This window comes from Bacillus sp. AK124 (assembly GCF_053903085.1).
In genome coordinates, this window is sequence record NZ_CP096378.1 from 597,789 (window position 1) to 621,732 (window position 23,944).

General features: G+C 44.4%; 28 protein-coding genes. 27 read left to right on the top strand and 1 reads right to left on the bottom strand.

Annotated elements, in window-relative coordinates; translation table 11 throughout:
• The first annotated feature begins 25 nt into the window (after positions 1-25).
• From M1E06_RS02850 to hag, 11 genes are all read left to right on the top strand, one after another.
• The gene (locus M1E06_RS02850; RefSeq protein WP_020453116.1) at positions 26-310 is read left to right on the top strand and encodes a late competence development ComFB family protein; all 285 of its coding nucleotides are present in this window, start codon (positions 26-28) and stop codon (positions 308-310) included.
• Positions 267-1,004, top strand: a complete 738-nt coding sequence (locus M1E06_RS02855) for a ComF family protein (RefSeq protein WP_026580174.1) — start codon at positions 267-269, stop codon at positions 1,002-1,004. The genes M1E06_RS02850 and M1E06_RS02855 overlap by 44 nt, the downstream gene beginning before the upstream one ends.
• A gap of 58 nt (positions 1,005-1,062) precedes the next feature.
• Complete coding sequence (locus tag M1E06_RS02860) at positions 1,063-1,482, top strand: TIGR03826 family flagellar region protein (RefSeq protein WP_020453114.1); 420 nt, start codon at positions 1,063-1,065, stop codon at positions 1,480-1,482.
• A gap of 79 nt (positions 1,483-1,561) precedes the next feature.
• Complete coding sequence (gene flgM / locus M1E06_RS02865) at positions 1,562-1,828, top strand: flagellar biosynthesis anti-sigma factor FlgM (protein ID WP_020453113.1); 267 nt, start codon at positions 1,562-1,564, stop codon at positions 1,826-1,828.
• Positions 1,829-1,846: 18 nt separating this feature from the next.
• Positions 1,847-2,323 (top strand): flagellar protein FlgN, encoded by a 477-nt coding sequence (locus M1E06_RS02870; protein WP_023856391.1) that lies wholly within the window; start codon positions 1,847-1,849, stop codon positions 2,321-2,323.
• Between the two features lie 15 nt (positions 2,324-2,338).
• Positions 2,339-3,862: a flagellar hook-associated protein FlgK gene (gene flgK, locus M1E06_RS02875; protein WP_020453111.1), complete on the top strand. Its 1,524-nt coding sequence runs from the start codon at positions 2,339-2,341 to the stop codon at positions 3,860-3,862.
• Positions 3,863-3,872: 10 nt separating this feature from the next.
• Positions 3,873-4,784: a flagellar hook-associated protein FlgL gene (gene flgL, locus M1E06_RS02880; protein WP_020453110.1), complete on the top strand. Its 912-nt coding sequence runs from the start codon at positions 3,873-3,875 to the stop codon at positions 4,782-4,784.
• Between the two features lie 49 nt (positions 4,785-4,833).
• Positions 4,834-5,400: a DUF6470 family protein gene (locus M1E06_RS02885; RefSeq protein WP_020453109.1), complete on the top strand. Its 567-nt coding sequence runs from the start codon at positions 4,834-4,836 to the stop codon at positions 5,398-5,400.
• 21 nt (positions 5,401-5,421) lie between these two features.
• Complete coding sequence (fliW, locus tag M1E06_RS02890; RefSeq protein WP_035337783.1) at positions 5,422-5,853, top strand: flagellar assembly protein FliW; 432 nt, start codon at positions 5,422-5,424, stop codon at positions 5,851-5,853.
• Complete coding sequence (gene csrA, locus M1E06_RS02895) at positions 5,847-6,071, top strand: carbon storage regulator CsrA (protein ID WP_020453107.1); 225 nt, start codon at positions 5,847-5,849, stop codon at positions 6,069-6,071. The genes fliW and csrA overlap by 7 nt, the downstream gene beginning before the upstream one ends.
• Before the next feature lie 134 nt (positions 6,072-6,205).
• Positions 6,206-7,141 (top strand): flagellin Hag, encoded by a 936-nt coding sequence (hag, locus tag M1E06_RS02900; RefSeq protein WP_020453106.1) that lies wholly within the window; start codon positions 6,206-6,208, stop codon positions 7,139-7,141.
• Between the two features lie 142 nt (positions 7,142-7,283).
• On the opposite strand, the gene M1E06_RS02905 is transcribed toward hag, so the two are convergent.
• Positions 7,284-7,667, bottom strand: a complete 384-nt coding sequence (locus M1E06_RS02905; protein WP_035337781.1) for a hypothetical protein — start codon at positions 7,665-7,667, stop codon at positions 7,284-7,286.
• Positions 7,668-7,925: 258 nt separating this feature from the next.
• Here M1E06_RS02905 and flaG point away from each other — a divergent pair, with 258 nt between their 5' ends.
• From flaG to swrA, 16 genes are all read left to right on the top strand, one after another.
• Entirely contained in the window at positions 7,926-8,267 is a 342-nt protein-coding gene (gene flaG, locus M1E06_RS02910) for a flagellar protein FlaG (RefSeq protein ID WP_020453105.1), read from the top strand.
• Positions 8,268-8,285: 18 nt separating this feature from the next.
• Positions 8,286-9,767 (top strand): flagellar hook-associated protein 2, encoded by a 1,482-nt coding sequence (locus M1E06_RS02915; protein WP_020453104.1) that lies wholly within the window; start codon positions 8,286-8,288, stop codon positions 9,765-9,767.
• A gap of 21 nt (positions 9,768-9,788) precedes the next feature.
• On the top strand, positions 9,789-10,190 hold the full coding sequence (gene fliS, locus M1E06_RS02920; RefSeq protein ID WP_020453103.1) for a flagellar export chaperone FliS: 402 nt from the start codon (positions 9,789-9,791) through the stop codon (positions 10,188-10,190).
• On the top strand, positions 10,190-10,531 hold the full coding sequence (locus M1E06_RS02925; protein ID WP_020453102.1) for a flagellar protein FliT: 342 nt from the start codon (positions 10,190-10,192) through the stop codon (positions 10,529-10,531). The genes fliS and M1E06_RS02925 overlap by 1 nt, the downstream gene beginning before the upstream one ends.
• 9 nt (positions 10,532-10,540) lie before the next feature.
• Entirely contained in the window at positions 10,541-10,918 is a 378-nt protein-coding gene (locus tag M1E06_RS02930) for a hypothetical protein (protein ID WP_020453101.1), read from the top strand.
• A gap of 231 nt (positions 10,919-11,149) precedes the next feature.
• Complete coding sequence (gene hpf, locus M1E06_RS02935; RefSeq protein WP_020453100.1) at positions 11,150-11,710, top strand: ribosome hibernation-promoting factor, HPF/YfiA family; 561 nt, start codon at positions 11,150-11,152, stop codon at positions 11,708-11,710.
• Between the two features lie 160 nt (positions 11,711-11,870).
• The gene (gene secA, locus M1E06_RS02940; protein ID WP_020453099.1) at positions 11,871-14,396 is read left to right on the top strand and encodes a preprotein translocase subunit SecA; all 2,526 of its coding nucleotides are present in this window, start codon (positions 11,871-11,873) and stop codon (positions 14,394-14,396) included.
• 62 nt (positions 14,397-14,458) lie between these two features.
• A protein-coding gene (gene prfB / locus M1E06_RS02945; RefSeq protein ID WP_096748347.1) for a peptide chain release factor 2 occupies positions 14,459-15,560 on the top strand; the annotation gives its coding sequence in 2 pieces (ribosomal slippage) (positions 14,459-14,530 and positions 14,532-15,560; 1,101 coding nt in all).
• A 201-nt stretch (positions 15,561-15,761) separates the two neighbouring features.
• Complete coding sequence (locus M1E06_RS02950; protein WP_020453097.1) at positions 15,762-16,616, top strand: YitT family protein; 855 nt, start codon at positions 15,762-15,764, stop codon at positions 16,614-16,616.
• A gap of 48 nt (positions 16,617-16,664) precedes the next feature.
• Positions 16,665-16,991: a cytochrome c551 gene (gene cccB, locus M1E06_RS02955; RefSeq protein ID WP_020453096.1), complete on the top strand. Its 327-nt coding sequence runs from the start codon at positions 16,665-16,667 to the stop codon at positions 16,989-16,991.
• A gap of 349 nt (positions 16,992-17,340) precedes the next feature.
• On the top strand, positions 17,341-18,027 hold the full coding sequence (gene ftsE, locus M1E06_RS02960; RefSeq protein ID WP_003185670.1) for a cell division ATP-binding protein FtsE: 687 nt from the start codon (positions 17,341-17,343) through the stop codon (positions 18,025-18,027).
• Positions 18,020-18,910 carry a permease-like cell division protein FtsX gene (gene ftsX / locus M1E06_RS02965; protein ID WP_020453095.1) on the top strand — a complete coding sequence of 297 codons (891 nt, stop codon included), beginning with the start codon at positions 18,020-18,022 and terminating at the stop codon, positions 18,908-18,910. The genes ftsE and ftsX overlap by 8 nt, the downstream gene beginning before the upstream one ends.
• A gap of 92 nt (positions 18,911-19,002) precedes the next feature.
• On the top strand, positions 19,003-20,253 hold the full coding sequence (locus tag M1E06_RS02970; RefSeq protein WP_020453094.1) for a murein hydrolase activator EnvC family protein: 1,251 nt from the start codon (positions 19,003-19,005) through the stop codon (positions 20,251-20,253).
• 154 nt (positions 20,254-20,407) lie between these two features.
• Complete coding sequence (locus M1E06_RS02975; RefSeq protein WP_020453093.1) at positions 20,408-21,466, top strand: tartrate dehydrogenase; 1,059 nt, start codon at positions 20,408-20,410, stop codon at positions 21,464-21,466.
• Positions 21,467-21,593: 127 nt separating this feature from the next.
• The gene (gene ctpB, locus M1E06_RS02980; RefSeq protein WP_216904452.1) at positions 21,594-23,012 is read left to right on the top strand and encodes a carboxy-terminal processing protease CtpB; all 1,419 of its coding nucleotides are present in this window, start codon (positions 21,594-21,596) and stop codon (positions 23,010-23,012) included.
• Positions 23,013-23,364: 352 nt separating this feature from the next.
• Positions 23,365-23,718 carry a swarming motility protein SwrAA gene (gene swrA / locus M1E06_RS02985; protein WP_003185659.1) on the top strand — a complete coding sequence of 118 codons (354 nt, stop codon included), beginning with the start codon at positions 23,365-23,367 and terminating at the stop codon, positions 23,716-23,718.
• Positions 23,719-23,944 lie beyond the last annotated feature (226 nt).

Below are 23,944 nucleotides of genomic sequence, written 5' to 3' on the forward strand. Positions count from 1 at the left end.
AATATAAAATGAGGAGCGGTGCCGGATGCTAGTCAATGCTAAAGAGGCTGTTTTGGAAGAGTTGTTTGATCAGTATATCGAACAGCTGCACATGAGCTGTAAGTGCAGCAGGTGCAGAGAGGATGTGCTCGCCTTGGCTTTAAATGCAGTAAAACCGCAATATGTAACAGATGAGTCGAAGCTGACTTACATAAAAGCAGAGCTCGTTGACAAACAAAAAAATACATCAATGCTCGTCACCTTGGCTGAAGCTGCCAGAAAGGTGAATGACAACCCGCTTTGCGAAAGCAATCGAAAAGGGAGGAAATGAACTGCATTGTTTAATTTGTGAAGCGCCTCTTTTACATTCTCTTTCATGGCGCGCTTTATTCTTTTTACGATCAGAAGAGAAAATATGCAGGGCATGTAAAGACAATTTTATCAGGATCGAAGGAAGAACGGTGTGCCCTAAGTGCGGGCGCCCCCAAGAGAGCGAAGAACTTTGCGGTGACTGCCTAAAATGGGAAGCTGATCCGTTAACCCGCTCTCTTTTGAGGCAAAACCGCTCTGTCTATATCTACAATACCTTCATGAAAGAAGTCCTTGCCCGTTTTAAGTTCAGAGGTGATGCTGAACTGGTCTTCGCTTTTGCTCCTTTATTTATCAATGCTTTCCACCAATATTACCGCCGCACTCCAGCTGTTTTAGTTCCGATACCACTCAGTGAAGAACGTAAAGCGGAGCGGGGATTCAATCAGGCGGAGAGGCTTGCTTCCTTATTAAAAAAACCCGTTATGCATCCTTTGATCAGAATCGAAAATGAAAAACAATCCAAAAAAAGCAGAAAAGAACGGATCAAGCCCAAAACGGTTTTTAGAACCGAAAAGGGATCGGTAAAGAATCTGGATATCATATTGATCGACGACTTGTATACGACAGGGGCGACCCTTCATCATGCCGCTGCTTGTCTGATGACATCCGGTGAGGCAAAATCTGTATCATCATTTACATTAATTCGAAGCTAAATCATTTTTTTTCCCTGCCGATATAAAAGATAGAATTTAAGGATAGGGGTCAAAATTTATGAGTCAATTGGCGAATTGTCCAAGATGTAATGCATTGTTTATGAAAAGCAGTTTTCAAACCGTTTGCGTTTCATGCTTGAAAGAAGAAGAACGTGCGTTTGAAACCGTTTATAAATTTCTGAAAAAACAGGAAAACCGACAGTCTACAATGTTTCAGATCGTAGAAAAAACAGGTGTCGAAGAAGAGTTAATATTGAAGTTCATCAGACAGAAACGCATTCAAATCTCCAATTTTCCGAATCTCGGCTATCCGTGCGAAAGGTGCGGCACACTTATTCGGGAGGGGCGTTATTGCCTGTCATGCGATCAAGATTTAGCATCGCAAATGAGTCAATTGGACCAGCTGGAGCAGCTTGAAAAAGAGAAGAGAAATAGTTCTAAAGGCACGTACTATACCTTTAATCCTAAAAATGACTGATTCCCTAAACTAACTTGAAGCTCAGACGATAAAATGAGTATGATCATAGATAACTATGGCGGAAAGTGAGAGGAATCCCATGAAGATCAACCAATATGGAACACAACCTGTTAATCCTTATCATAAATCATTTGAAAAACAAACAGCTTCTTCCCAGGCTGCAGCACAGCCGGAAGATAAAGTTGAGATTTCTGCGAAAGCAAAGGAGCTGCAAAAAGGCCCTGATTTAATGAAGGAGCGTCAGGAGAAAATTGCCCAGCTGAAAGCAGCCGTGGAGAATGGAACATACAAAGTGGACGGCAAAGGCATAGCTGAAAAAATGGTTAATTTTTATAAACAGCAATAAAAGGAGGAAGTCAGTTCAGTGAAACGGGTGATTGAAGAGCTGGAGCGCTTATGCGTGCTGCATGAACATCTGCTGTCTCTGTCGGAACAAAAAACGGAGGCGCTGAAGACGAACGAAATAAAGGCACTTTCAGAAATCGTGACGAAAGAACAAAAGTATGTGCAAGCCATTGAACAAACGGAGCAGTCCCGCATTGAAGCAACTAAAAGCTGTATCGGCAGCTCGGACGCGACCATCAGCGCATGTATCAGCAGAGCTGCGGGCGGCGAGAAAAAGGTGCTGGAACAGCTGTATGCCAAGCTCTCACAGCTCGTCATCCGTTTAAAGGATGTGAACGATTTGAATAAGCAGCTGACTTTTCAGTCGCTTCAATTTATCTCGCTTACATTTGATATGCTCCTTCCGAAAGAAAGCGGTTCGAATTATGGAAAAGAGCAGCAGTCAAATCAGACAGGCGGGACAAAACGGCTTTCTTTATTCGACTCAAAAGCTTAGAACGGAGTGAAAAAGATGACAAACCCAACTTTTTTAGGGCTGGAAATCGCCAAAAGAGGCTTGTCCGCGCAGCAATCAGCTCTGAGCGTGACAGCGAACAATATATCCAATGCCAATACCGAAGGGTATTCAAGACAGCGTGTCACATTTAAAGCGTCAACCCCTTATCCGTCCGTATCAAGAAACTCTGTCGGGCTTGCCGGCCAGATGGGTACAGGCGTTGAGGTCGGTTCGGTTGAACGGGTAAGAGACAGCTTTCTGGATTATCAATACCGGACGCAGAATACAAAGGCAGGCTATTACAATGCAAAAGTGGACGCTTTTAACCAAATGGAAGGGATTATGAATGAACTGAATGACACCGGGTTAAACAAGGTTCTGAATTCATTCTGGAATTCCATTCAGGAATTGACGAACAACGCTCACGAGCCGAGCGCTGCTTCTGTCGTCGGACAAAAAGGGCAGGCGGTCGCCGAGACATTTAACACTCTGTATAAATCGCTGACAACCGTTCAATCAAATTTAGGCGACCAGATTGATCAAAATGTGATGACGATCAACTCGCTTTTGTCACAGCTGAACAGCTTAAACGAGCAAATTGCCAAAGTCGAGCCGAACGGCTATCTCCCGAATGATTTGTACGATAAACGTGATCAGCTCCTTGATGAACTGTCTTCAATGGTTAATATCAAAGTCAGCTATACGAAAACTGGCGGCAACCCACTTGCAACCGCTGAAGGCATTGCATCAATCGAAATCCTGGACGAAAACGGCCAGTCTCTGGGCAAGGTTCTTGACGGACCAAACTTCACGACTGAAACTGTCAAAGTAAATTACGACAACGATACAGGCCTTGTGACAGGTGTTTCCCTCGGCGGGACGGACATCGGCATCGATTCGTTTACTAGCAAAGGATCGCTGCGCGGTTTAATTGAGTCTTACGGATATATGTCAAACGGTAAAGAAAAAGGTTTGTATCCTGAAATGCTCGCAGATCTGGATACGCTGGCGCTTGCTTTTGCGAAAGAGTTTAATGCAGTCCATCAAAGCGGGTTTACTTCATCGGGAGAACCGGGAGGCATTTTCTTTGAATTCACCGGGGGAGAGGCTGAGCCTGCAAAGGGAGCTGCCGGCAAAATCAAAGTAACCGATGAGATCATGAATTCAAAAGGCGATAAAATCGCTGCATCGCTGAATGGTGAAGCGAGCGACAACTCCAACGCGACAAATCTCGCTAATGTCTTCACCAAGAAAATTCAAATTGGCGACAAAACGACGACCGTTTTAGACTATTATGCAGGTATTATCGGTGAAATGGGTGTAAAAGCTCAGGAAACAAACAGACTGGCTAAAAATACAGAAACGCTTGTAAACACTGCTGAGTTGAACAGGCAGTCTGTAAGCGCCGTATCATTAGACGAAGAAATGTCGAACATGATCCAATTCCAGCATGCTTATAACGCAGCTGCGAGAATGATAACGCTGCAGGACGAAGTCCTCGATAAAATTATTAACGGCATGGGTGTCGTGGGAAGGTAGGTAAAGATTCATGCGGGTAACCCAAGGGATGATCGCAAAAAACTCTTTGCGCTACATCAATTCAAGCTATGGAAAGCTGGATAAGCTTCAATCCCAGATTTCGTCAGGAAAAAAGATTTCAAAGGCGTCCGATGATCCCGTCGTCGCAATGAAAAGCCTGAAGTACAATACGCAATTGTCCCAGGTTAAACAATATCAAAGCAATGCCTCCCAAGCTTTTACATGGCTTGAAAACACGGAAACGAACATTACAGAAGGCATTGATATCATGGGGAAAATCAGGGAGCTGACTGTTAAGGCTCAAAACAGTACAAACGGCGAAGAAGAACTAAATGCGATCGGAGTCGAAATCGGCCAGCTGAAAGACCAGCTGATTCAGATCGCCAATACGCAGGTCAACGGCCGCTACCTCTTTAACGGTACGAACTCTGACGTCGCTCCAATCACAAAAAACGCCGACGGTACGTACACATACAATTTTGAAAACTATACAAGCAGCTCTGACGTCAACATCAATGTTTCGCCAAACGCAACCTTAAATGTAAACTCAAATCCGATTTCGGCTTTCGGCGGGCAGTCAGGCAGCGGACAAAATGTGTTTGAAATGATTGAGTCTCTCGAGAACGCCTTAAAAGCGGGAACAATGGAAGGGATGGAAAACGCCCTCTCAGACATTGACCAGTTTTCCAATCAGATGAGCAATGAGCGGTCTGATATTGGAGCGCGCTACAATCGGCTCGAATTGATCAATTCACGGCTGAGCGAACAGGAAGAGACGGCGACAAAAGTTTTGTCAGACAACGAAGATGTTGAGCTTGAAGAAATCATTACTGAATTTATTACACAGCAATCGGTTCACAGAGCTGCACTTGCCGTAAACGCGAAAATTGTTCAGCCGACACTGGTTGACTTTTTAAGATAAAAGCGACTCTATCCGAGTTGCTTTTTTTCAGCAAAAGGAGGATATCATAATGGAGATGCCGAGGCTGATCATGCAAAATATCCCGGGCCGCATCGGTTTAACAACAACGCCGCCGGATTTGAAAATGGAACAGCCGCGCGCCGACTTGAAAATCGAGCAGCCGCCGGCTGAACTGGAGATGACAACTACCCCTTCGAAGCTCACGATTGACCAGACTAAAGCATGGGAAGACTTAGAAAGAAAGCATATCTTTAAAAGGATTGAAGAAGGGGCGCAGCAAGGCTATCAGGATTGGCTTGCCGGAATGGCTCGGACCGCTGAAGAAGGGGACGAGATGATGCGGATTGAAATCGAAGGCAATCCGCTTGCAGACCAGGCGAGACGAATCAGCGAGCCTGAACCGATTCAAATCGGCGTTCATTTTACGCCGTCATTTGACAGGGTGAAGATCGCATATGAACCGGCTAAAGTGAACATTGAAGCAACACCGCGTAAGCCTGTTATCGAAGCAACGCCGAATAAACCGGTTGTTAACTATACGCCAGGCAGTGTGAAGGTTGACATGCTCCAATATCCGGAGGTAAAAATAGATGTGGAATACCCAAAACAAAAGTAATTTAGCAAAGGATCGTGAATGATGATCATTAAAACGAAGTATCACGGAGAAACACAAATTCAAGAAGATCAGACGATCATGTTTAAAAACGGCCTACCCGGATTTACAGGGGAGAAGAAGTTCGTCATCCTGCCGCTTTCCGAGGATTCGCCGTTTGTCGTCCTTCAGTCGGTGCAGTCGGAAGAGCTTGCATTCATTGTCGCCAGTCCGTTCGTCTTTTTCAAAGATTATGGCTTTGATCTTGATGAAACGACGGTTGAACTTCTTGAAATCGAATCTGCCGAAGACGTTGAAGTGATGGCGATTTTAACGATCGAAGAGCCATTCGAGAAATCAACGGCCAATTTGATGGCGCCGATTGTCGTGAACCGCAGAAAAATGCTTGCCAAACAAGTGATTTTGCATGACTCCTCTTATCTGACAAAGCAGCCGATAGGAGGGGAAGCATGTTAGTCTTATCCCGTAAGCTCAATGAAGCGATTCAAATCGGAGACGATATCGAAGTGAAAATCATATCCGTTGACGGCGACCAGGTGAAAATCGGCATTGACGCGCCGAAGCATATCGAAATTCACCGCAAGGAAATCTATTTGGCAATCCAGGAAGAAAACAACCGGGCCGCTTCCATCTCAAACGATTTGCTTGCGAAATTGTCCTCACAAAAAAAGTGAGGATTTTTTTATTTTTGCTATAAACAATTTTAAGGCATCTCCGATATAAAGTATGTAGCAGGAAGGACAGCCTGAATGCTCCAAAATATGCACATGGACGTGCAATCAAACACATTTCAAGGAGGAAATATACAATGAGAATCAACCACAACATTGCAGCGCTTAACACGCTGAACCGTCTGTCTTCAAACAACGGCGCAAGCCAAAAGAACATGGAGAAACTTTCTTCTGGTCTTCGTATTAACCGTGCAGGAGATGATGCTGCAGGTCTTGCAATCTCTGAAAAAATGAGAGGACAAATTCGCGGTCTTGAAATGGCTCAGAAAAACGCTCAAGACGGCATCTCTCTTATCCAAACAGCTGAGGGTGCGTTGACTGAAACTCACTCCATCCTTCAACGTGTTCGTGAGCTTACTGTTCAAGCAAACAACTTAGGAACTCAAGATAATACTGATCTTGCAGCAATCCAAGATGAGATTAAAGCACTTAAAGAAGAAATCGGCGGTTCTACTGAAGCCGGTGCAAGTAAAGGTATCTCTGACCGCACTGAGTTCAACGGTAAAAAACTGTTGAACGGAGACTTTGCAACTGAGCAGCTTACATTCCAGATTGGTGCTAACAGCGAGCAAACATTGTCTGTAAATATCTCAAGCATGTCAATCCAAGATATAGGAACAATCGATGAAGCTGACCCTACAAATTCTTTTAAAATTGCTGATATCGATGTTACTAAATTGACTGGTAAAGCCGCAGATGGAACAGACCTTTCTGATGAAGATAAAGCTAAATTCAGTTTCAAAAATCAACTAGGCGCAATTGATAATGCTATCAAACAAGTATCTACTCAACGTTCTAAACTTGGTGCGGTTCAAAACCGTCTAGAACACACAATCAACAACTTGAGTGCTTCTGGTGAGAACCTAACTGCTGCTGAGTCTCGTATTCGTGACGTTGACATGGCTAAAGAAATGAGCGAGTTCACTAAGAACAACATTCTTTCTCAAGCTTCTCAAGCTATGCTTGCTCAAGCTAACCAACAGCCACAAAACGTACTTCAGTTGCTTCGTTAATTACTTAAAAAGACCTTGGCTTTTGCCGAGGTCTTTTTTATTGGAATATCAATCCCAGTAAAGATTGCTAAGATCTTTTTTAAAAGGTTAGATAAGAGATATTCAATTATTGATCTTAGAGTGTCTCAATATAGAATGTCTATTAATTAGAGAATTCGCTAATAATAAGTGTTCTTGTACCACTTAGTGCAGAATTCTTCCCTTTTATATAGTAGAGGAGATCTGGATCTGTATAAACTGTCTGAATTTCTTGTTGTAGCGAGTAATCTACACTGGAAGAGGCAACTAATTTATTTCTTCCATCTGGAGTAATTTCATAAAGTGAACATGTACCACCGCCTAAACGTGTTGCATTATAAAATCTGCACCGGAAATCCCCCTCCCCAACGCCATGAAAAATATCAGCGCTTTGGCGAATTTCACCAGGGTATACAGCTACTCGAGCTAATACTGCTGCCTTCGAAGATGAGTAAAAACCAAATGACAATACAAAGGCTATTGCCAGCGACACAAATATTTTTTTCATGAACAAATCCCCTTTCTTGTAGATATTTTCAATTTAATTATAACATTGAAACAAATAACAAATTTGAAAATTTATTGAAAAATATTTCATGTGTTATAAAAAGGAGATTCTAACATGGTCTTTACTCTTAAAATATTTAAATATACTTTAAGTGGCTAGTTCCTACTGCCTTTCATTAATTTTTTCCATGAATATATTGAATCTCTCTCTCTTACTGCCGATATAAGTTTTAGATCATAGCATAGGGGATGGTGAAAATTGTCGATCAATAGATTGTCATCTTTAGAACCCATTATTAATGCTTACAAAACACAGATGTTGAATAAACAGTACGAAGCTGTGGAACGTCCGCAGCAGACGGACGCTGCAGAATTTACATTTGCTCAGCTTGAAAAAACGGTACAAGGCGCAAACAATCTTTTGGAGCCGTCTCAAGTCCACCTTCAGTTTGTGCTTCACGAAAAATTGGGAGAGTATTATGTGAAGGTCGTGGACAATCGGACGGAGGAAGTCGTACGCGAGATCCCGCCAAAGGAGTGGCTCGATTTTTATGCGGCGATGGCGGAGTTTATGGGATTAATTGTCGATCAAACTACATAGAACAGGAGTGTACAAGGTATGGTAATGAGGATATCTGGTTTAGCTTCAGGAATGGATATTGATGAGATTATCAGTAAATTAATGAAGACGGAGAGAGTTCCGCTTGATAAGCTCACGCAAAAGAAACAGACTTTGGAATGGCAGCGCGACAGCTATCGTGAAATCAATACAAAAATTAAAGATTTGCAGGAATCAATCAACCTTATGCTCCGTCCCAGCACGTACGGCGCGAAAAAGGTGACAAGCTCTAACGAGTCGGCTGTTACGGCAACAGGCACCACGAATGCGGCATCAGGCACGATTCAAATCAACAAGCTGGCAACTGCGGCCACCTATAAATCTTCCAGCCTTTCAGGGTATACAGGGAGCGATCAAACGCTAACTTTCCAAGTGACAGCTCCTGGAGAAACGACTGCAAAAAAAGTTGAAATCAGTGTCAGCAGCACGGATACGCTGGATGACATCGTTTCCAAAATCAACAAATCAAACTTGGGCGTAACCGCTATGAAAGAAAAGATTTATAACGGTTCTGAATATGTGGAAACGATCGCTTTCACATCAAAAGCAACCGGCGCAGGGGGCAGCATACAGGCAGCTGATGATGCGACGGCGAACTTTATGTCTAATCAACTCGGTTTTGCGCTTGACGCAGACAACAAGCTGACAGCCAGTCTAGCCGGTCAAAATGCCGAAGTTATCATCAACGGGTTGCAGATTGAGAAGACAACGAACAACTTTACCGTTAATAATGTGACATATCAGCTGAAGAATACGACAAACAGCCCCGTTTCGATAGATGTATCTACTGATGTGGACGGTATATACGAAAAGATTAAAGATTTTGTTACACAGTACAATGAATTGATCGATATGGTCAACGGAAAGCTCACGGAAAAGAAATACCGCGACTATACGCCGCTGACAGAAGAACAGAAAAAAGATATGACGGAAAAGCAAATTGAGCTATGGGAAGAAAAAGCGAAAAGCGGATTGTTAAGGGGCGACACGATTTTAAGCGGCGCCACCAACCAAATGCGGACTGATTTTTACGCTAATGTATCTGCTAATGGAGAATCGCTGCAACTTACCCAGTTTGGAATTTCTACTTCAAGCGTTTACAGTCAGCGCGGTCATTTAGAGATAAACGAAAAAAAACTGAGAGAAAAGATCGCAGAGGACCCCGACAGTGTGGCTAACCTTTTTATGGCGGGAACTAGCAGTACTGAAAACTATAATGAAAAAGGGATATTGAGGCGGATTCAGTCTGTTTTAACTGATACGAAGAAACAGATTGAAGATAAAGCGGGAAATTCATCAATGGCAAACAATCAATTCTTGATTGGGAAAAACTTAAATACAGTTGAAACCGATATTTCGTCCATGAATAACCGCCTGAAACAAATCGAAAATCGCTATTACACAAAATTCACGGCGATGGAAAAAGCAATTCAAAAAATGAATGAACAATCAACATATTTGGCGCAATTGCTTGGACAATAATCGTAGTTTGGAGGATCAAGAATGGCTTTAAACAACCCGTATGCAGCTTATCAGCAAAATTCAATCAACACGGCGACCCCTGGAGAATTGACGCTTATGCTATTTGATGGCTGCCTTAAATTTATGAAGCTGGCGAAACAGGCGATTGAACAAGAGGATATGGAAACGAAAAATACGAACCTTGTTAAAGCTCAAAAGATTATTCAGGAGCTCAATATCACTCTTGACCGGAAAGTCGAATTGGCCGCATCAATGGGGGCAATGTACGAGTATATCCACCGCCGCCTGGTTGAAGCCAACATTCGCAATGACAAAGATATCGTGACGGAAGTCGAAGGGTATGTTAAAGATTTACGCGATGCCTGGAAGCAAGCGCTTCAAATCGAACGGCAGGGCCGGTTCGGATCGGGCGGGCTGGCATAATGGAAAAGATTGAGCTGCTGTACAGCGAAACAAAACATATGCTCGCTCAAATAAAAGACGCCCCGGAAAGTGATGAGCTGGTTCAGGCAATCGAAGCTTTTCTTGAAAAACGCGATGGCTTGATCAAGGAGATCAAGCCGCCTCTTTCTGAGACAGAAAAGCAGCAGCTGCGGCAAGTGACGGATATGGAGCCATTGCTCATGGCCGAACTGAAAAGGCTGCAGCAGGCTGTCAAACATGAGCTGCTTCAGGCGAAGCAGAAGCGAGCCATGCATCATTCCTATATCAATCCGTACGCCAACATGACGATTGACGGCACATATTATGACAAGCGCAAATAGGTGATCGCTTTGACAAGCACCGACGATTACATGCTCTTAACGACTTATTATCAGCTTTTGTTTACGATTGAAGAGGGGTTTTGCTATTTAATAGAAGCGAATCAAGATTTGGCGAAGACAGAAGGAGAGCGGATTTTTAACGATTTAATCTATGCTTTTTTTCAGTTGGATTCGTCGCACGCTGTATTGCTGTCGATTTTGGAGACAAGCTGTGCCAAATCTTCGATTCGTTTTTTTGACAGAGTCTTCCGTGAGTTTGACAGTCTGATTTATTACAATTATCCGTCTGCTGAATTTCAGCATGACTTAACCCATCATTTTTTACCGCTTTATCGGGAATGGATGAAAACGATCCACCAATGCATGAGACCTTACGTTATCCATTGACGGCATACACCTGACAGGTGTATGCCATATTTTTTAAAAAGCAAAAATGGCGTTCTGATTTTATTCGCATGTGAATATATTTAAGATTTAATAAAGGGGTTCAAATGACAGGAGACAATCTTCGTCAAAATTCACGGATTTTTCACATAATTTTTACGTTTATGCAGGAATTCAGCAGGGAAAAGACGAAATGTATTTACATATCCTTAATATAAAGGAGGCGTTCTTTTGATGGAGTACAACGTCAGAGGAGAAAACATTGAGGTAACACCAGCGTTAAGAGAACACGTCGTGAAGAAAATTGGAAAGCTTGAGCGTTATTTTGAAAATAACGTTGATGCGATTGTTCACGTCAACTTGAAATTCTACAACGATCAGGAATCTAAGGTGGAAGTGACAATTCCAATGACAGACCTCTCTCTCCGTGCGGAAGTTCACCACGAAGATATGTACAATGCAATCGATCTCGCAACGAACAAACTGGAACGTCAAATTCGCAAGCACAAAACAAAAGTGAACCGGAAATTCCGCGAAAAAGGTTCTCCGAAGTATGTTTTTGCCGAAGAAAACGGCATCGGAACGGCCGTGCAGGATGACGCTGAGGATGAACAGCCGCAGGTTGTCCGTCAAAAACGCTTTAATTTAAAACCGATGGATAATGAAGAAGCGATTTTACAAATGAATATGCTTGGACACAGCTTCTTTGTATTCACGAACGCCGAAACCAATCTGACCAATGTGGTCTACCGAAGAAACGACGGAAAATACGGTTTGATCGAACCGAACGAATAAATATATCAAGTCCCCTCCCGGATCTTCCGCAGAGGGGATTTTTTCCGTTTCCCCGCGGTAAATTGTTTGGAAATGACAAAAGGTATGATATGATATTGCATATATAAAAATTACTGTTTACTCATACTTAAACAAGGAAAATAAAGAGGAGCGTTATTCTATGCTTGGAATTTTAAATAAAGTGTTTGATCCGACAAAACGCACGCTCAGCCGTTATGAAAAGAAAGCGAACGAGATTGATGCGCTCAAGGCAGATATAGAGAGGCTTTCAGACGAAGCTTTGAAACAAAAGACAATCGAGTTCAAAGAGCGCCTTGAAAAAGGCGAAACAGTTGACGACCTTTTGACTGAAGCGTTTGCCGTTGTCAGGGAAGCTTCCCGGCGCGTGACAGGCATGTTCCCGTTTAAGGTTCAGCTGATGGGAGGCGTTGCCCTTCATGAAGGGAATATCGCCGAAATGAAAACGGGGGAAGGTAAAACGCTGACGTCCACAATGCCCGTTTATTTGAACGCTTTGTCAGGGAAAGGCGTTCACATCGTGACGGTCAACGAATACCTGGCGAGCCGCGATGCTGAAGAGATGGGAAAAATCTATGAATTTCTCGGGCTGACAGTCGGCTTAAACCTGAACAGCCTTTCAAAAGACGAGAAGCGTGAAGCCTATGCAGCCGATATTACGTACTCTACGAATAATGAGCTTGGCTTTGACTACTTGCGCGACAACATGGTGCTTTATAAAGAGCAGATGGTTCAGCGTCCGCTTCATTTTGCAGTCATCGATGAAGTCGACTCGATTTTGATCGATGAAGCAAGAACGCCGCTCATCATTTCTGGACAAGCGGCCAAATCCACAAAGTTGTACGTTCAGGCCAATGCGTTTGTCCGCACGTTAAAAGTGGATCAGGACTACACATACGATGTGAAAACAAAAGGCGTTCAGCTGACTGAAGAAGGGATGACAAAAGCCGAAAAGGCATTTGGCATCGAAAACTTGTTTGATGTCCGCCATGTTGCCTTAAACCATCATATTGCCCAGGCGCTTAAAGCCCATGCGGCGATGCATAAAGACGTCGATTACGTCGTCGAAGACGGCCAGGTCGTTATCGTCGACTCTTTCACAGGCCGTCTGATGAAAGGCCGCCGCTACAGCGACGGGCTCCACCAGGCCATTGAAGCGAAGGAAGGGCTTGAGATCCAAAATGAGAGCATGACGCTCGCGACGATCACCTTCCAGAACTATTTCCGCATGTATGAAAAATTGGCAGGGATGACGGGTACGGCAAAAACGGAAGAAGAAGAATTCCGCAACATCTACAACATGCAGGTTGTAACGATTCCGACCAACAAGCCGATTGCCCGTGATGACCGCCCGGATTTAATTTACCGGACCATGGAAGGAAAATTTAAAGCTGTTGCAGAGGATGTCGCCCAGCGCTATATGGTCGGTCAGCCGGTTCTTGTCGGTACGGTTGCGGTTGAAACATCTGAATTGATTTCAAAGCTGCTTAAAAATAAAGGCATTCCGCATCAGGTGTTAAACGCGAAAAACCACGAGCGGGAAGCCCAGATTATCGAAGATGCCGGGCAAAAAGGCGCGGTCACCATCGCGACCAACATGGCGGGACGTGGTACGGACATCAAGCTTGGCGAAGGTGTAAAAGAGCTTGGCGGACTGGCCGTTATCGGTACAGAGCGCCATGAATCACGGCGGATTGACAACCAGCTGCGCGGACGTTCAGGCCGTCAGGGGGACCCTGGTATCACCCAATTTTATCTTTCCATGGAAGATGAATTAATGAAACGCTTCGGTGCAGAACGGACGATGGCGATGCTTGACCGCTTCGGAATGGACGATTCGACGCCGATTCAGAGCAAGATGGTTTCAAGAGCGGTCGAATCTTCACAGAAGCGTGTGGAAGGCAACAACTTTGATGCCCGTAAGCAGCTTCTGCAATACGATGACGTGCTCCGCCAGCAGCGTGAGGTCATCTATAAACAGCGCTTTGAGGTCATCGATTCCGACAACCTCCGCTCCATCGTCGAAAATATGATTAAAGCTTCACTTGAGAGGGCTGTTGCTTCATACACGCCAAAGGAAGATCTGCCTGAAGAGTGGAATCTTGAAGGCCTTGTCGAGCTTGTAAATGCGAATTTCCTTGATGAGGGCGGAGTGGAGAAAAGCGACATTTTCGGAAAAGAGCCTGAGGAGATCACAGAGCTCATTTATGACCGGATCAAGACGAAATACGATGAAAAAGAAGAGCGGTACGGCTCTGAACAAATGCGCGAATTTGAGAAAGTCATCGTTCTCCGCGAAGTGGATACGAAATGGATGGATCACATCGATGCGATGGATCAGCTGCGTCAAGGAATTCATCTGCGCGCTTACGCTCAGACAAACCCGCTTCGCGAGTATCAAATGGAAGGCTTTGCAATGTTTGAAAACATGATCGCGGCCATCGAAGATGATGTAGCCAAATTCGTCATGAAGGCTGAAATTGAAAACAACCTTGAGCGCGAAGAGGTCATTCAAGGACAGACGACAGCCCATCAGCCGAAAGAAGGCGATGAGGAAAAACAAGCGAAGAAAAAACCGGTCCGCAAAGCGGTGGATATCGGACGCAATGATCCTTGCTACTGCGGGAGCGGAAAAAAATATAAAAACTGCTGCGGAAGAACAGAATAAAAAGAGGTGCACGCCTCTTTTTATTTTGAACAGGCTGAAATCTATGATGAGGTGAAAGAATAATGGAATTGGCAGAAATCAGACAGGAACTTGAAAATATGGCTACTCGATTAGCGGACTTCAGGGGGTCTCTTTGACCTCGAAACAAAGGAAGCAAGAATCAGCGAATTAGACGAGCAGATGGCTGACCCTGACTTTTGGGGAGATCAGCAGAAAGCGCAGACGATCATTAATGAAGCGAATGCGTTAAAAGATTATGTCAACACGTATAACAAGTTGAGCGAATCTCATGAAGAACTGCAAATGACACACGATCTTTTAAAAGAAGATCCTGACCAAGACTTGCAAAATGAACTGGTCAGCGAGCTGAAAAGCTTAACAAAGCAATTTAACGAATTTGAGCTGCAGCTATTGTTAAGCGAGCCGTATGATAAAAACAATGCGATCCTTGAGCTTCACCCGGGAGCCGGCGGCACCGAATCACAGGATTGGGGTTCAATGCTTCTCAGAATGTACACCAGGTGGGCAGAACGCCGCGGATTTAAGGTGGAAACCCTTGATTACCTCCCAGGGGATGAAGCAGGAATCAAGTCTGTCACTCTCCTGATCAAAGGACACAATGCCTACGGCTATTTAAAAGCCGAGAAAGGCGTACACAGGCTCGTCAGAATTTCTCCGTTCGACTCATCAGGGCGCAGGCACACGTCGTTTGTGTCTTGTGATGTCATGCCTGAATTCAACGAAGAAATCGACATTGAGATCCGTACGGAAGATATTAAAGTCGATACGTACAGGGCAAGCGGCGCCGGCGGGCAGCACGTCAATACGACAGACTCCGCCGTCAGGATCACCCACTTGCCGACAGGCGTCATCGTCACTTGCCAAACGGAGCGCTCACAAATTAAAAACCGCGAACGTGCCATGAAAATGCTGAAGTCGAAGCTGTATCAGCGCAGAATCGAAGAGCAGCAGGCACAGCTTGACGAAATTCGCGGCGAACAAAAAGAAATCGGCTGGGGAAGCCAGATCCGCTCATACGTTTTCCATCCGTATTCCCTAGTGAAGGATCATAGAACGAACACGGAAATGGGGAACGTGCAGGCGGTTATGGACGGAGACATTGACTCTTTCATCGACGCATATTTGCGTTCAAAGCTTTCCTAAATTGGAGAAAGACACATCCATATTGTGAGATGTGTCTTTTTTTTGCGGGTAAATCCGCCTGGATATGTTCAGCCTAAGCCGTAAGAAGCTTTGTCCCTCTGCCGCTTTATCCGATTAATACGTTATTTGGCTGTTATTTACTTACAATAAGCTAAATGCTATACTCTCGATTGGTAACGAATCGTGCGGAGGATGACAGATATGAATATGGATAAAACGAGACATCAATTGTTTGCGGTGTTGCGTGACTACGGCTATATCCTGTTTGGATCAGCTGTCGTCGCTATGACATTTAATATGTTTCTGCTTCCCAACCGGATTGCAGCCGGCGGAGTCAGCGGCATCAGCACCATTTTGCAATCATTCGGCTTTGAAGCTGCCTATGTGCAATGGGCATTTAATATTCCTTTATTTATTGCCGGGATTCTCATACTCGGAGGAAAATTCGGCATTAAAACGCTTGTCGGGTCTGTTTTTCTCCCCTTTATCGTATATATGACACGGGACATTGCTCCGGCGACAGAGAATCCGCTCTTAGCCGCCATTTTCGGCGGTGTCGGCATCGGAGTTGGTATCGGGATGGTCTTTCTCGGAAGGGGTTCTACAGGCGGGACTGCGCTGGCTGCGCAAATCATTCATAAGTACACCGGGCTTTCGCAAGGCAAATGTTTGGCGCTGATCGACGGAACGATCGTCCTGTCGGCGATGTTTGTTTTTAACATCGAACAGGGACTGTATGCTATGCTTGGCGTTTATATATCAAGCAAAACCATCGATGTTATCCAGGTCGGGCTGAACCGTTCCAAAATGGCGATGATCATTACCAACCGGGAAGAGGAAGTTCGACATGCGGTACTGAATAAAATTGACAGAGGGATTACGAAAATATCAGCGGTCGGAGGCTATACAGATGATGAGCGGCCCATTTTGATGTGCGTGGTCGGCCAGACCGAGTTCACAAAGCTGAAACAACTCGTGAAACACATTGATGAGTCTGCATTTGTCATTGCGATGGATGCTTCAGAGGTGCTTGGCGAGGGTTTTAAACGCGCGTAATCGAGGTTATAATAAAGGTTGACTTGTTAAAGGAGCTGACTTAAAAAAATGAAAATGAAGCTGTTTACTCTGTTTATGGCTGTTTCTTTTGTGCTGGCTGCCTGCGGGGGCAATAACAATGAAAGCAAAGAGAAAAACACAGGCGGGCAAGCAACTGCAACGGACGGGGAAGAGATTTACCAGCAAAACTGCACAGGCTGCCATGGTAAGGATTTGTCCGGCGGTTCCGCCCCGAGCTTGAAAGAAGTTGGCGGCAAGTATAAGGAAAGCGAAATTAAAGACATTGTAGTCAACGGCCGCGGCGGAATGCCTGGCAATCTTGTAGACGAAAAAGAAGCTGAAGCGGTCGCGAAGTGGCTTTCAGAGAAAAAATAAGAATGCCTTGCCGGTCAGGAGGCGAAGAGAACCTTCTTCACATTCGGGTGAAAAAGGTTCTTTTTTTGTTGAAAAGGCCTTTATACCTATTAAAGAACGAAAAAAACAAGTTCTTTTATCTCAGAAAAGGCCCAAAGTACAAATTTTTTGTCTGATTTTGCGTTTTTCCTATAACTTATGTCGGCATTGAAACAAAACTGTAATATCATTTTGTCTAATCTTGACGTATAATGGGTGTTGTTGAAAAAGGGCTTGGATCAATACCGTTTACCGTGAATTTAGCAGGACACAAAACGACATGTCCTTTCGAAGAGTATGACCGTATAAACATAGAAGATTAGGTGATTACATGATCGAAATAAAAGATGTATATAAGACTTATTCCAACGGGGTCTCGGCGCTGAACGGAATAAGCATCTCTATATATCCCGGGGAATTTGTTTATGTTGTAGGACCGAGCGGAGCAGGAAAATCAACCTTCATTAAAATGATTTACCGCGAAGAAAAGCCTTCCAAAGGGAAGATTGTCATAAACAATAAAAATTTGGCGCAGCTCAAAGAAAAAGAGATTCCTTTTATCAGAAGGAAAATCGGCGTTGTATTCCAGGACTTTAAACTGCTGCCAAAGCTGACGGTGTTTGAAAATGTTGCATTTGCTTTAGAGGTCATCGGGGAGCGTCCAGAGGTGATCAGAAAAAAAGTGCTTGAAGTGCTTGATCTTGTCCAGCTGAAGCACAAAGCAAGGCAATTCCCTGATCAGCTGTCCGGGGGAGAACAGCAACGGGTTTCAATTGCACGGTCAATCGTCAACGACCCTGATGTCGTGATCGCTGACGAGCCGACGGGAAACCTTGACCCTGAGACGTCTTGGGAAATCATGAAGACGCTCGAGGAGATCAACAACCGCGGAACAACAGTCGTTATGGCGACTCATAACAAAGAAATCGTAAACACCATGAAGAAACGGGTCATCGCAATCGAAGACGGGGTCATTGTGCGTGATGAAGCTAGAGGGGAGTATGGTTCTTATGATTAGAACTCTCGGACGGCATTTGCGCGAGAGCTTAAAATCTCTCGGGAGAAACGCGTGGATGACTTTCGCATCCATCAGTGCTGTAACAGTTACACTTATCTTGGTCGGCGTGTTCATGGTCATCATGCTGAACGTATACAATATGACATTAAAAGCCGAACAGGAAGTCGAAGTCAAAGTGCTTGTTGACTTGACGGCCAACCAGGACCAAAAAAATACATTGGAAAAAGAAATTAAACAAATACCGGAAATCAGCAGTGTCAAATATTCATCTAAAGATGAAGAGCTGAAAAACCTGAAAGACAGCTTTGGCGAAGACGGGAAATTCTTTGCAATGTTCGAGCAGGAAAACCCGCTGAACGATGCATTTGTCGTAAAAACAAAAGACCCTCAAGACACACCGAAAGCTGCCAAGAAGCTTGAGAAGCTGACCAACGTCTATAAGGTGACATACGGGCAGGAGCAGGTAGACCGCCTGTTTAAAATCAGCGGTGTCACCAAAGTAATCGGGATTGCATTGGTTGTCGGCCTGCTGTTTACGGCGATGTTTTTAATCTCTAATACGATCAAAATCACGATTTTTGCAAGACGCAAAGAAATCGAGATTATGAAACTTGTAGGCGCGACAAACTGGTTCATTCGCTGGCCGTTCTTCATTGAAGGTCTGCTCTTAGGCGTATGCGGTTCTATCATTCCGATCGCTATTTTGCTCGGAACGTATCATCATGCCGTTAAGTGGATCGCTCCGAAAGTTCAGGGCACATTCATACAGCTCTTGCCGTACAATCCGTTCGTCTTCCAAATTTCAGCGATCCTTGTGCTGATCGGAGCCGTTATCGGTGTATGGGGAAGCTTGATGTCGATTCGCAAATTCTTAAAAGTTTAAACCGGCGCTCTCGCCGGTTGTATCATGTTTAAAGCTGGGATGCCTGCAAAGCGCCGGGCTCCCTTGATTCTGAAGGCAAGGAGGAACCAAGGTTGAAAAGAAAGCTTATGACGCTGGGGCTGACCGCTGTGCTCGGATCGTCGGCAGTGCTGATCCCCCTAAAAAGCAACCATGCTTTAGCTTATGAAGACTTGGAGAAAGAAAAGAGCGACGTTCAAAGCAAGAAATCTGAAAACGAGTCAAAACTCGAGAAAAAGAAACAGGAGCTTTCAAAGCTTGAATCAAAAGAAGCAGGCCTGAAAAGCGAGATCGAGAAAATCGACCGTCAGATGACGAACACGAATGAAAAGCTGGAAAAGAAAAACGAAGAAATCGACCAAACAAAGAAAAGCATTGAAGAGCTGAAAAAGCAAATCAAAAAGCTTAAAGAAAAGATTGAAAAACGCAATAAAATATTGAAAGACCGGGTTCGCTCCATGCAGGAAAACGGCGGTTCCGTTCAATACATAGATGTGCTTCTCGGCTCGAAAAGCTTTGGGGATTTCATCAGCCGTGCGGGTGCGGTTTCGACAATTGTCGAAGCTGATAAAGACCTGATGGAAGAGCAAAAGCGCGATCTTCAGCTTGTTGAGGAAAAGGAGACAAAGCTGAGCAAGGATCTTGAAAGCCTTGAAAAAGCGCTCAAAGACCTGGAAGATTTAAAAAAGACGCTCGACAAGCAGCAAAAAGAGAAAGCAAACGTCATGAAAAAAGTGAAGCAAGATAAAGATCATGCGCATGAAGAACTTGGTTCACTCGAAAATGAAGCAGAAATTTTAAAGCGTCAGGATGAAGCGATCAAAGCTGAAGAGGCGCATCGGAAAAAGCAGGAAGCTGAAGCGAGCCGCCGGGCTTCAAGCGGCCAATCGGAAGCCTCTTCTTCTAAACCGTCGGCACCAAGCAGCTCAGGCTTTATCCGTCCTGCTTCCGGCACATTTACTTCCGGGTTCGGAAATCGTTCGCTCGGGAATCACTTCGGCGTAGATATCGCCAAGCGCGGTTCAGGTGTTCCGATTCATGCGGCAGCCGCCGGAACGGTCTATAACGCCCATTACTCGTCCAGCTACGGCAATGTTGTGTTTATTACCCATAATATCAACGGGCAAACATATCAGACGGTCTACGCTCACATGTCTTCGATTAAAGTGCAGACAGGCCAGCGTGTTGAACAGGGACAAGTGATCGGAACGATGGGAAATACAGGCCAATCCTACGGGCAGCATCTTCACTTTGAAATTCATAAAGGCCTTTGGAACAACGCGAAATCCAATGCTGTTGACCCGGCCAATTATATACCGCTTTAAAAATGAAAGCCGATTCGTCCGGAAATGGACCGAATCGGCTTTTTGTTATTCAAATCGAGATGCTTCAAAATTTGTTCTTGTCAGAAAATAACACAAGGTATAGAATGAAAGTGACACCTGTCGACAGTCGACTATTTGAATAGGGGATGATCTAATGAAAGTATTCAACATTGCCAGCATACCCGGTGACGGAGTAGGAAAAGAAGTCGTACCTGCTGCACAGCGAGTTTTGAAAGCGGTTTCTGATGTTCACGGAGGACTCTCATTTCGGTTTACGGAGTTTCCATACAGCTGCGAGTATTATTTGGAACACGGGGAAATGATGCCCGATGACGGTATGGAGCAGCTGAAAGAGTTCGACAGCATCTTCCTTGGAGCGGTAGGAAACAGCAAGCTTGTCCCCGACCATATTTCCCTATGGGGGCTGCTCATTAAAATCCGCCGCGAATTTGAACAGGTCATCAATGTTAGACCTGCGAAATATTTGCAAGGAATCAAGTCTCCGCTGGCCAATCCAAAAGATTTCGATCTTCTTGTCGTCAGGGAAAACAGTGAAGGGGAATACAGCTCGATCGGAGGCAGAATCTTCAGAGATGAAGATGAAATCGCCATCCAAAATGCCGTTTTTTCAAGAAAAGGGGCGGAGAGGGCGATGCGCTTTGCATTTGAGTTGGCGGCTAAACGGAAAAAGCATGTCACAAGCGCAACAAAATCGAACGGAATCGTATATTCAATGCCTTTTTGGGATGAAGTCTTTGCGAACACGGCAAAAGACTACCCTGGCATTACCGCTGATTCGCAGCACATTGACGCGCTGTCGGCCTTTTTTGTAACGAAGCCGGAGAAGCTTGACGTCATTGTTGCCAGCAACTTATTCGGTGATATTTTGACCGATATCGGGGCGGCGATTATGGGGAGTATAGGCGTGGCGCCGGCCGCCAATATCAATGTAAACGGCAAATATCCGTCCATGTTTGAGCCTGTGCACGGCTCTGCCCCGGATATTATCGGCAAAGGAATTGCAAACCCGATCGGCCAAATTTGGACAGCTAAAATGATGCTTGATCATTTTGGAGAAGAAGAACTCGGTGCCAGATTGCTTGACGTGATCGAAGACGTTCTAAAAAGCGGTTACTTGACGCCTGATATCGGTGGTTCAAGTACGACGGATGAAGTGACAGAAGAAATCATCAAGCGTGTGAAGACTATATAAGCAAAAGCTGCCGGCAATCCGGCAGTTTTTTTGCTGTGAATGGAAAATCGATTACATGATACGGGCGGTTTTTGCGCATAATACTTCAAGCAACAAAACATAGTGCAGGCAGAAGAGGAGGTATAGGATGAATCAGAAGATTGCACGGCTCATCATTGCGCTCAGCCTGTTATGCGGCTTGGTAACAGGCGCCGGTCCGATTCCGTTTCATGATGCCGTTCCAAAAGCATCAGCGGCTGCCGCCAGAAACGAATTGGAGAAAATTGAGAAAGCATATGACCTGATTTCAAATGAATATGTAGAGCAGGTCGACAGGGAAAAGCTGTTGGAAGGAGCCATACAGGGCATGCTTTCAACATTGAATGACCCATACTCGGTTTATATGGATAAACAGACGGCAAAGCGGTTTTCAGATTCCCTTGATTCCTCTTTTGAAGGAATCGGCGCAGAAATCGGAATGGAAGACAGGAAAATCATTATCGTTTCTCCTTTTAAACAGTCTCCGGCAGAGAAAGCCGGATTAAAGCCGAACGATGAAATCATCAGTATCGACGGCGAGTCCATGGCCGGAATGGATTTGAATGACGCCGTATTAAAGATCAGGGGCAAAAAGGGATCGACGGTTACGCTGAAAGTTCATCGGCCCGGCATGAAAGATCAGCTGACATTTACAATTAAGCGCGATGAAATTCCGCTGGAAACGGTATTTGCTTCCATTAAAAAAATACAGGAAAAACCTGTCGGCTATATCGCAATATCTTCCTTTTCCGAACATACGGCAAAAGATTTTACTGCTGAACTGAAAAAGCTTGAGAAAAAGGGAATAAAAGGGCTCGTTTTGGATGTAAGAGGCAATCCGGGCGGATACTTGCAAAGCGTTGAAGACATTTTAAAACATTTTGTGACAAAAGATCATCCATATATACAAATCGCCGAAAGAAACGGAAATAAAAAACAATACTTTTCAAAATTAAAAGAGAAAAAACCATATCCTGTGAGCGTGATTACGGACAAGGGCAGCGCTTCAGCGTCGGAAATTCTTGCAGGTGCATTAAAAGAAGCCGAGGGTTACGACGTGGTGGGCGATCCTTCCTTTGGAAAGGGAACCGTCCAGCAAGCGGTTCCGATGGGAGACGGAAGCAATATTAAGCTGACGCTGTATAAATGGCTGACGCCTAAAGGGAATTGGATCCATAAGCAGGGAATTCAGCCGACCGTTCCAGTCGCCCAGCCTGCATATTTCTCGGTGGGGCCTGTACAGCTGAAGGAGCCTCTCAAGCCGGATATGAACAACAATGAAATTAAGCGGGCACAGCACCTGCTGAAAGGACTCGGGTTTGTCCCCGGCCGGGAAGACGGCTATTACAGTAAAGGCACAAAAAAAGCCGTCATGGCGTTTCAGGCTGAAAACAAGCTGAAACAAACGGGCATCATTGACCAAAAAACGGCAAATACAATGAACCTGCGGATTGAAGAGAAAAAGATGAAAGAAAAGAACGATCTTCAGCTGCAAACCGCATTAAAAGTGCTGTTTAACAAAAAGTGAGGACACAGGATGTCCTCACTTTTTTTATTCTCAGAAAATAAATTCTCAATCTTTTTACCTAAAATTTTTGTTTTTTCATAAAAAAAACATTCATAATGAATAGAATTGACCCGATAACATAAGTGTATGGGAGACTTTATAAGGATGTAAAGATGCAGTAAAAATGTAACTTTTGCAAGTTGTATAACTAAGGAAAACTTTTTAAAATAGAACCAAAGCTTTTTCAAGAATTATAATGTGTGCATTTTTTTTGCGGAGAATGTTAGCGCGGTTTGCGTTCTTCGTCTCTGTTGGTGGAGTCGTCTGACGCTTGCGCTTTTCTTATATATAAATAATAAATGGGGGTACACGATTGAAAAGGGCAAGTATTGTGAGAGAGAAAAAATACTATGAATTAGTGGAGCAGTTAAAAGTTCGATCACAAGACGTTACGTTTTCCGCTACAAAGGCAGTAGGGTTGCTTATGCTGTTCAGCAGATACCTCGTAAACTACACTTCGGTCGAAAGTGTGGAGGATATCAATGAGGATTGCGCGGAACTTTATTTCAACTACTTGATGGACAACCACAAGCGGCTCGGCATCAATCTGACCGATATCAAGCGGTCAATGCAGCTGATAGGAGATATTCTAGATGTCGAAGTCAATCATTACCTGAAAGACTTTTCTTTGTCGAATGTGACGCTTTGGATGAGCCAGGAGAAATAAACCTCACGTTTACCATACCCAAGCATTTTATTATTTGTTAGAATAATAATAAAATGCACCAGCTTGCCTAAAGGTGCCAGCATTTGTCGTCACGAATGCGCTTAAAAAGCACCGGCGTTAAAGCATCATGACGAAAGTTTCTGCGGCTGACGGCTCAGGCATCCCGCCTGAACGGCCGCACGTCATTTCCTCGTGCCGACGCTTTAGACAAGCTGGGTTTCCCTAA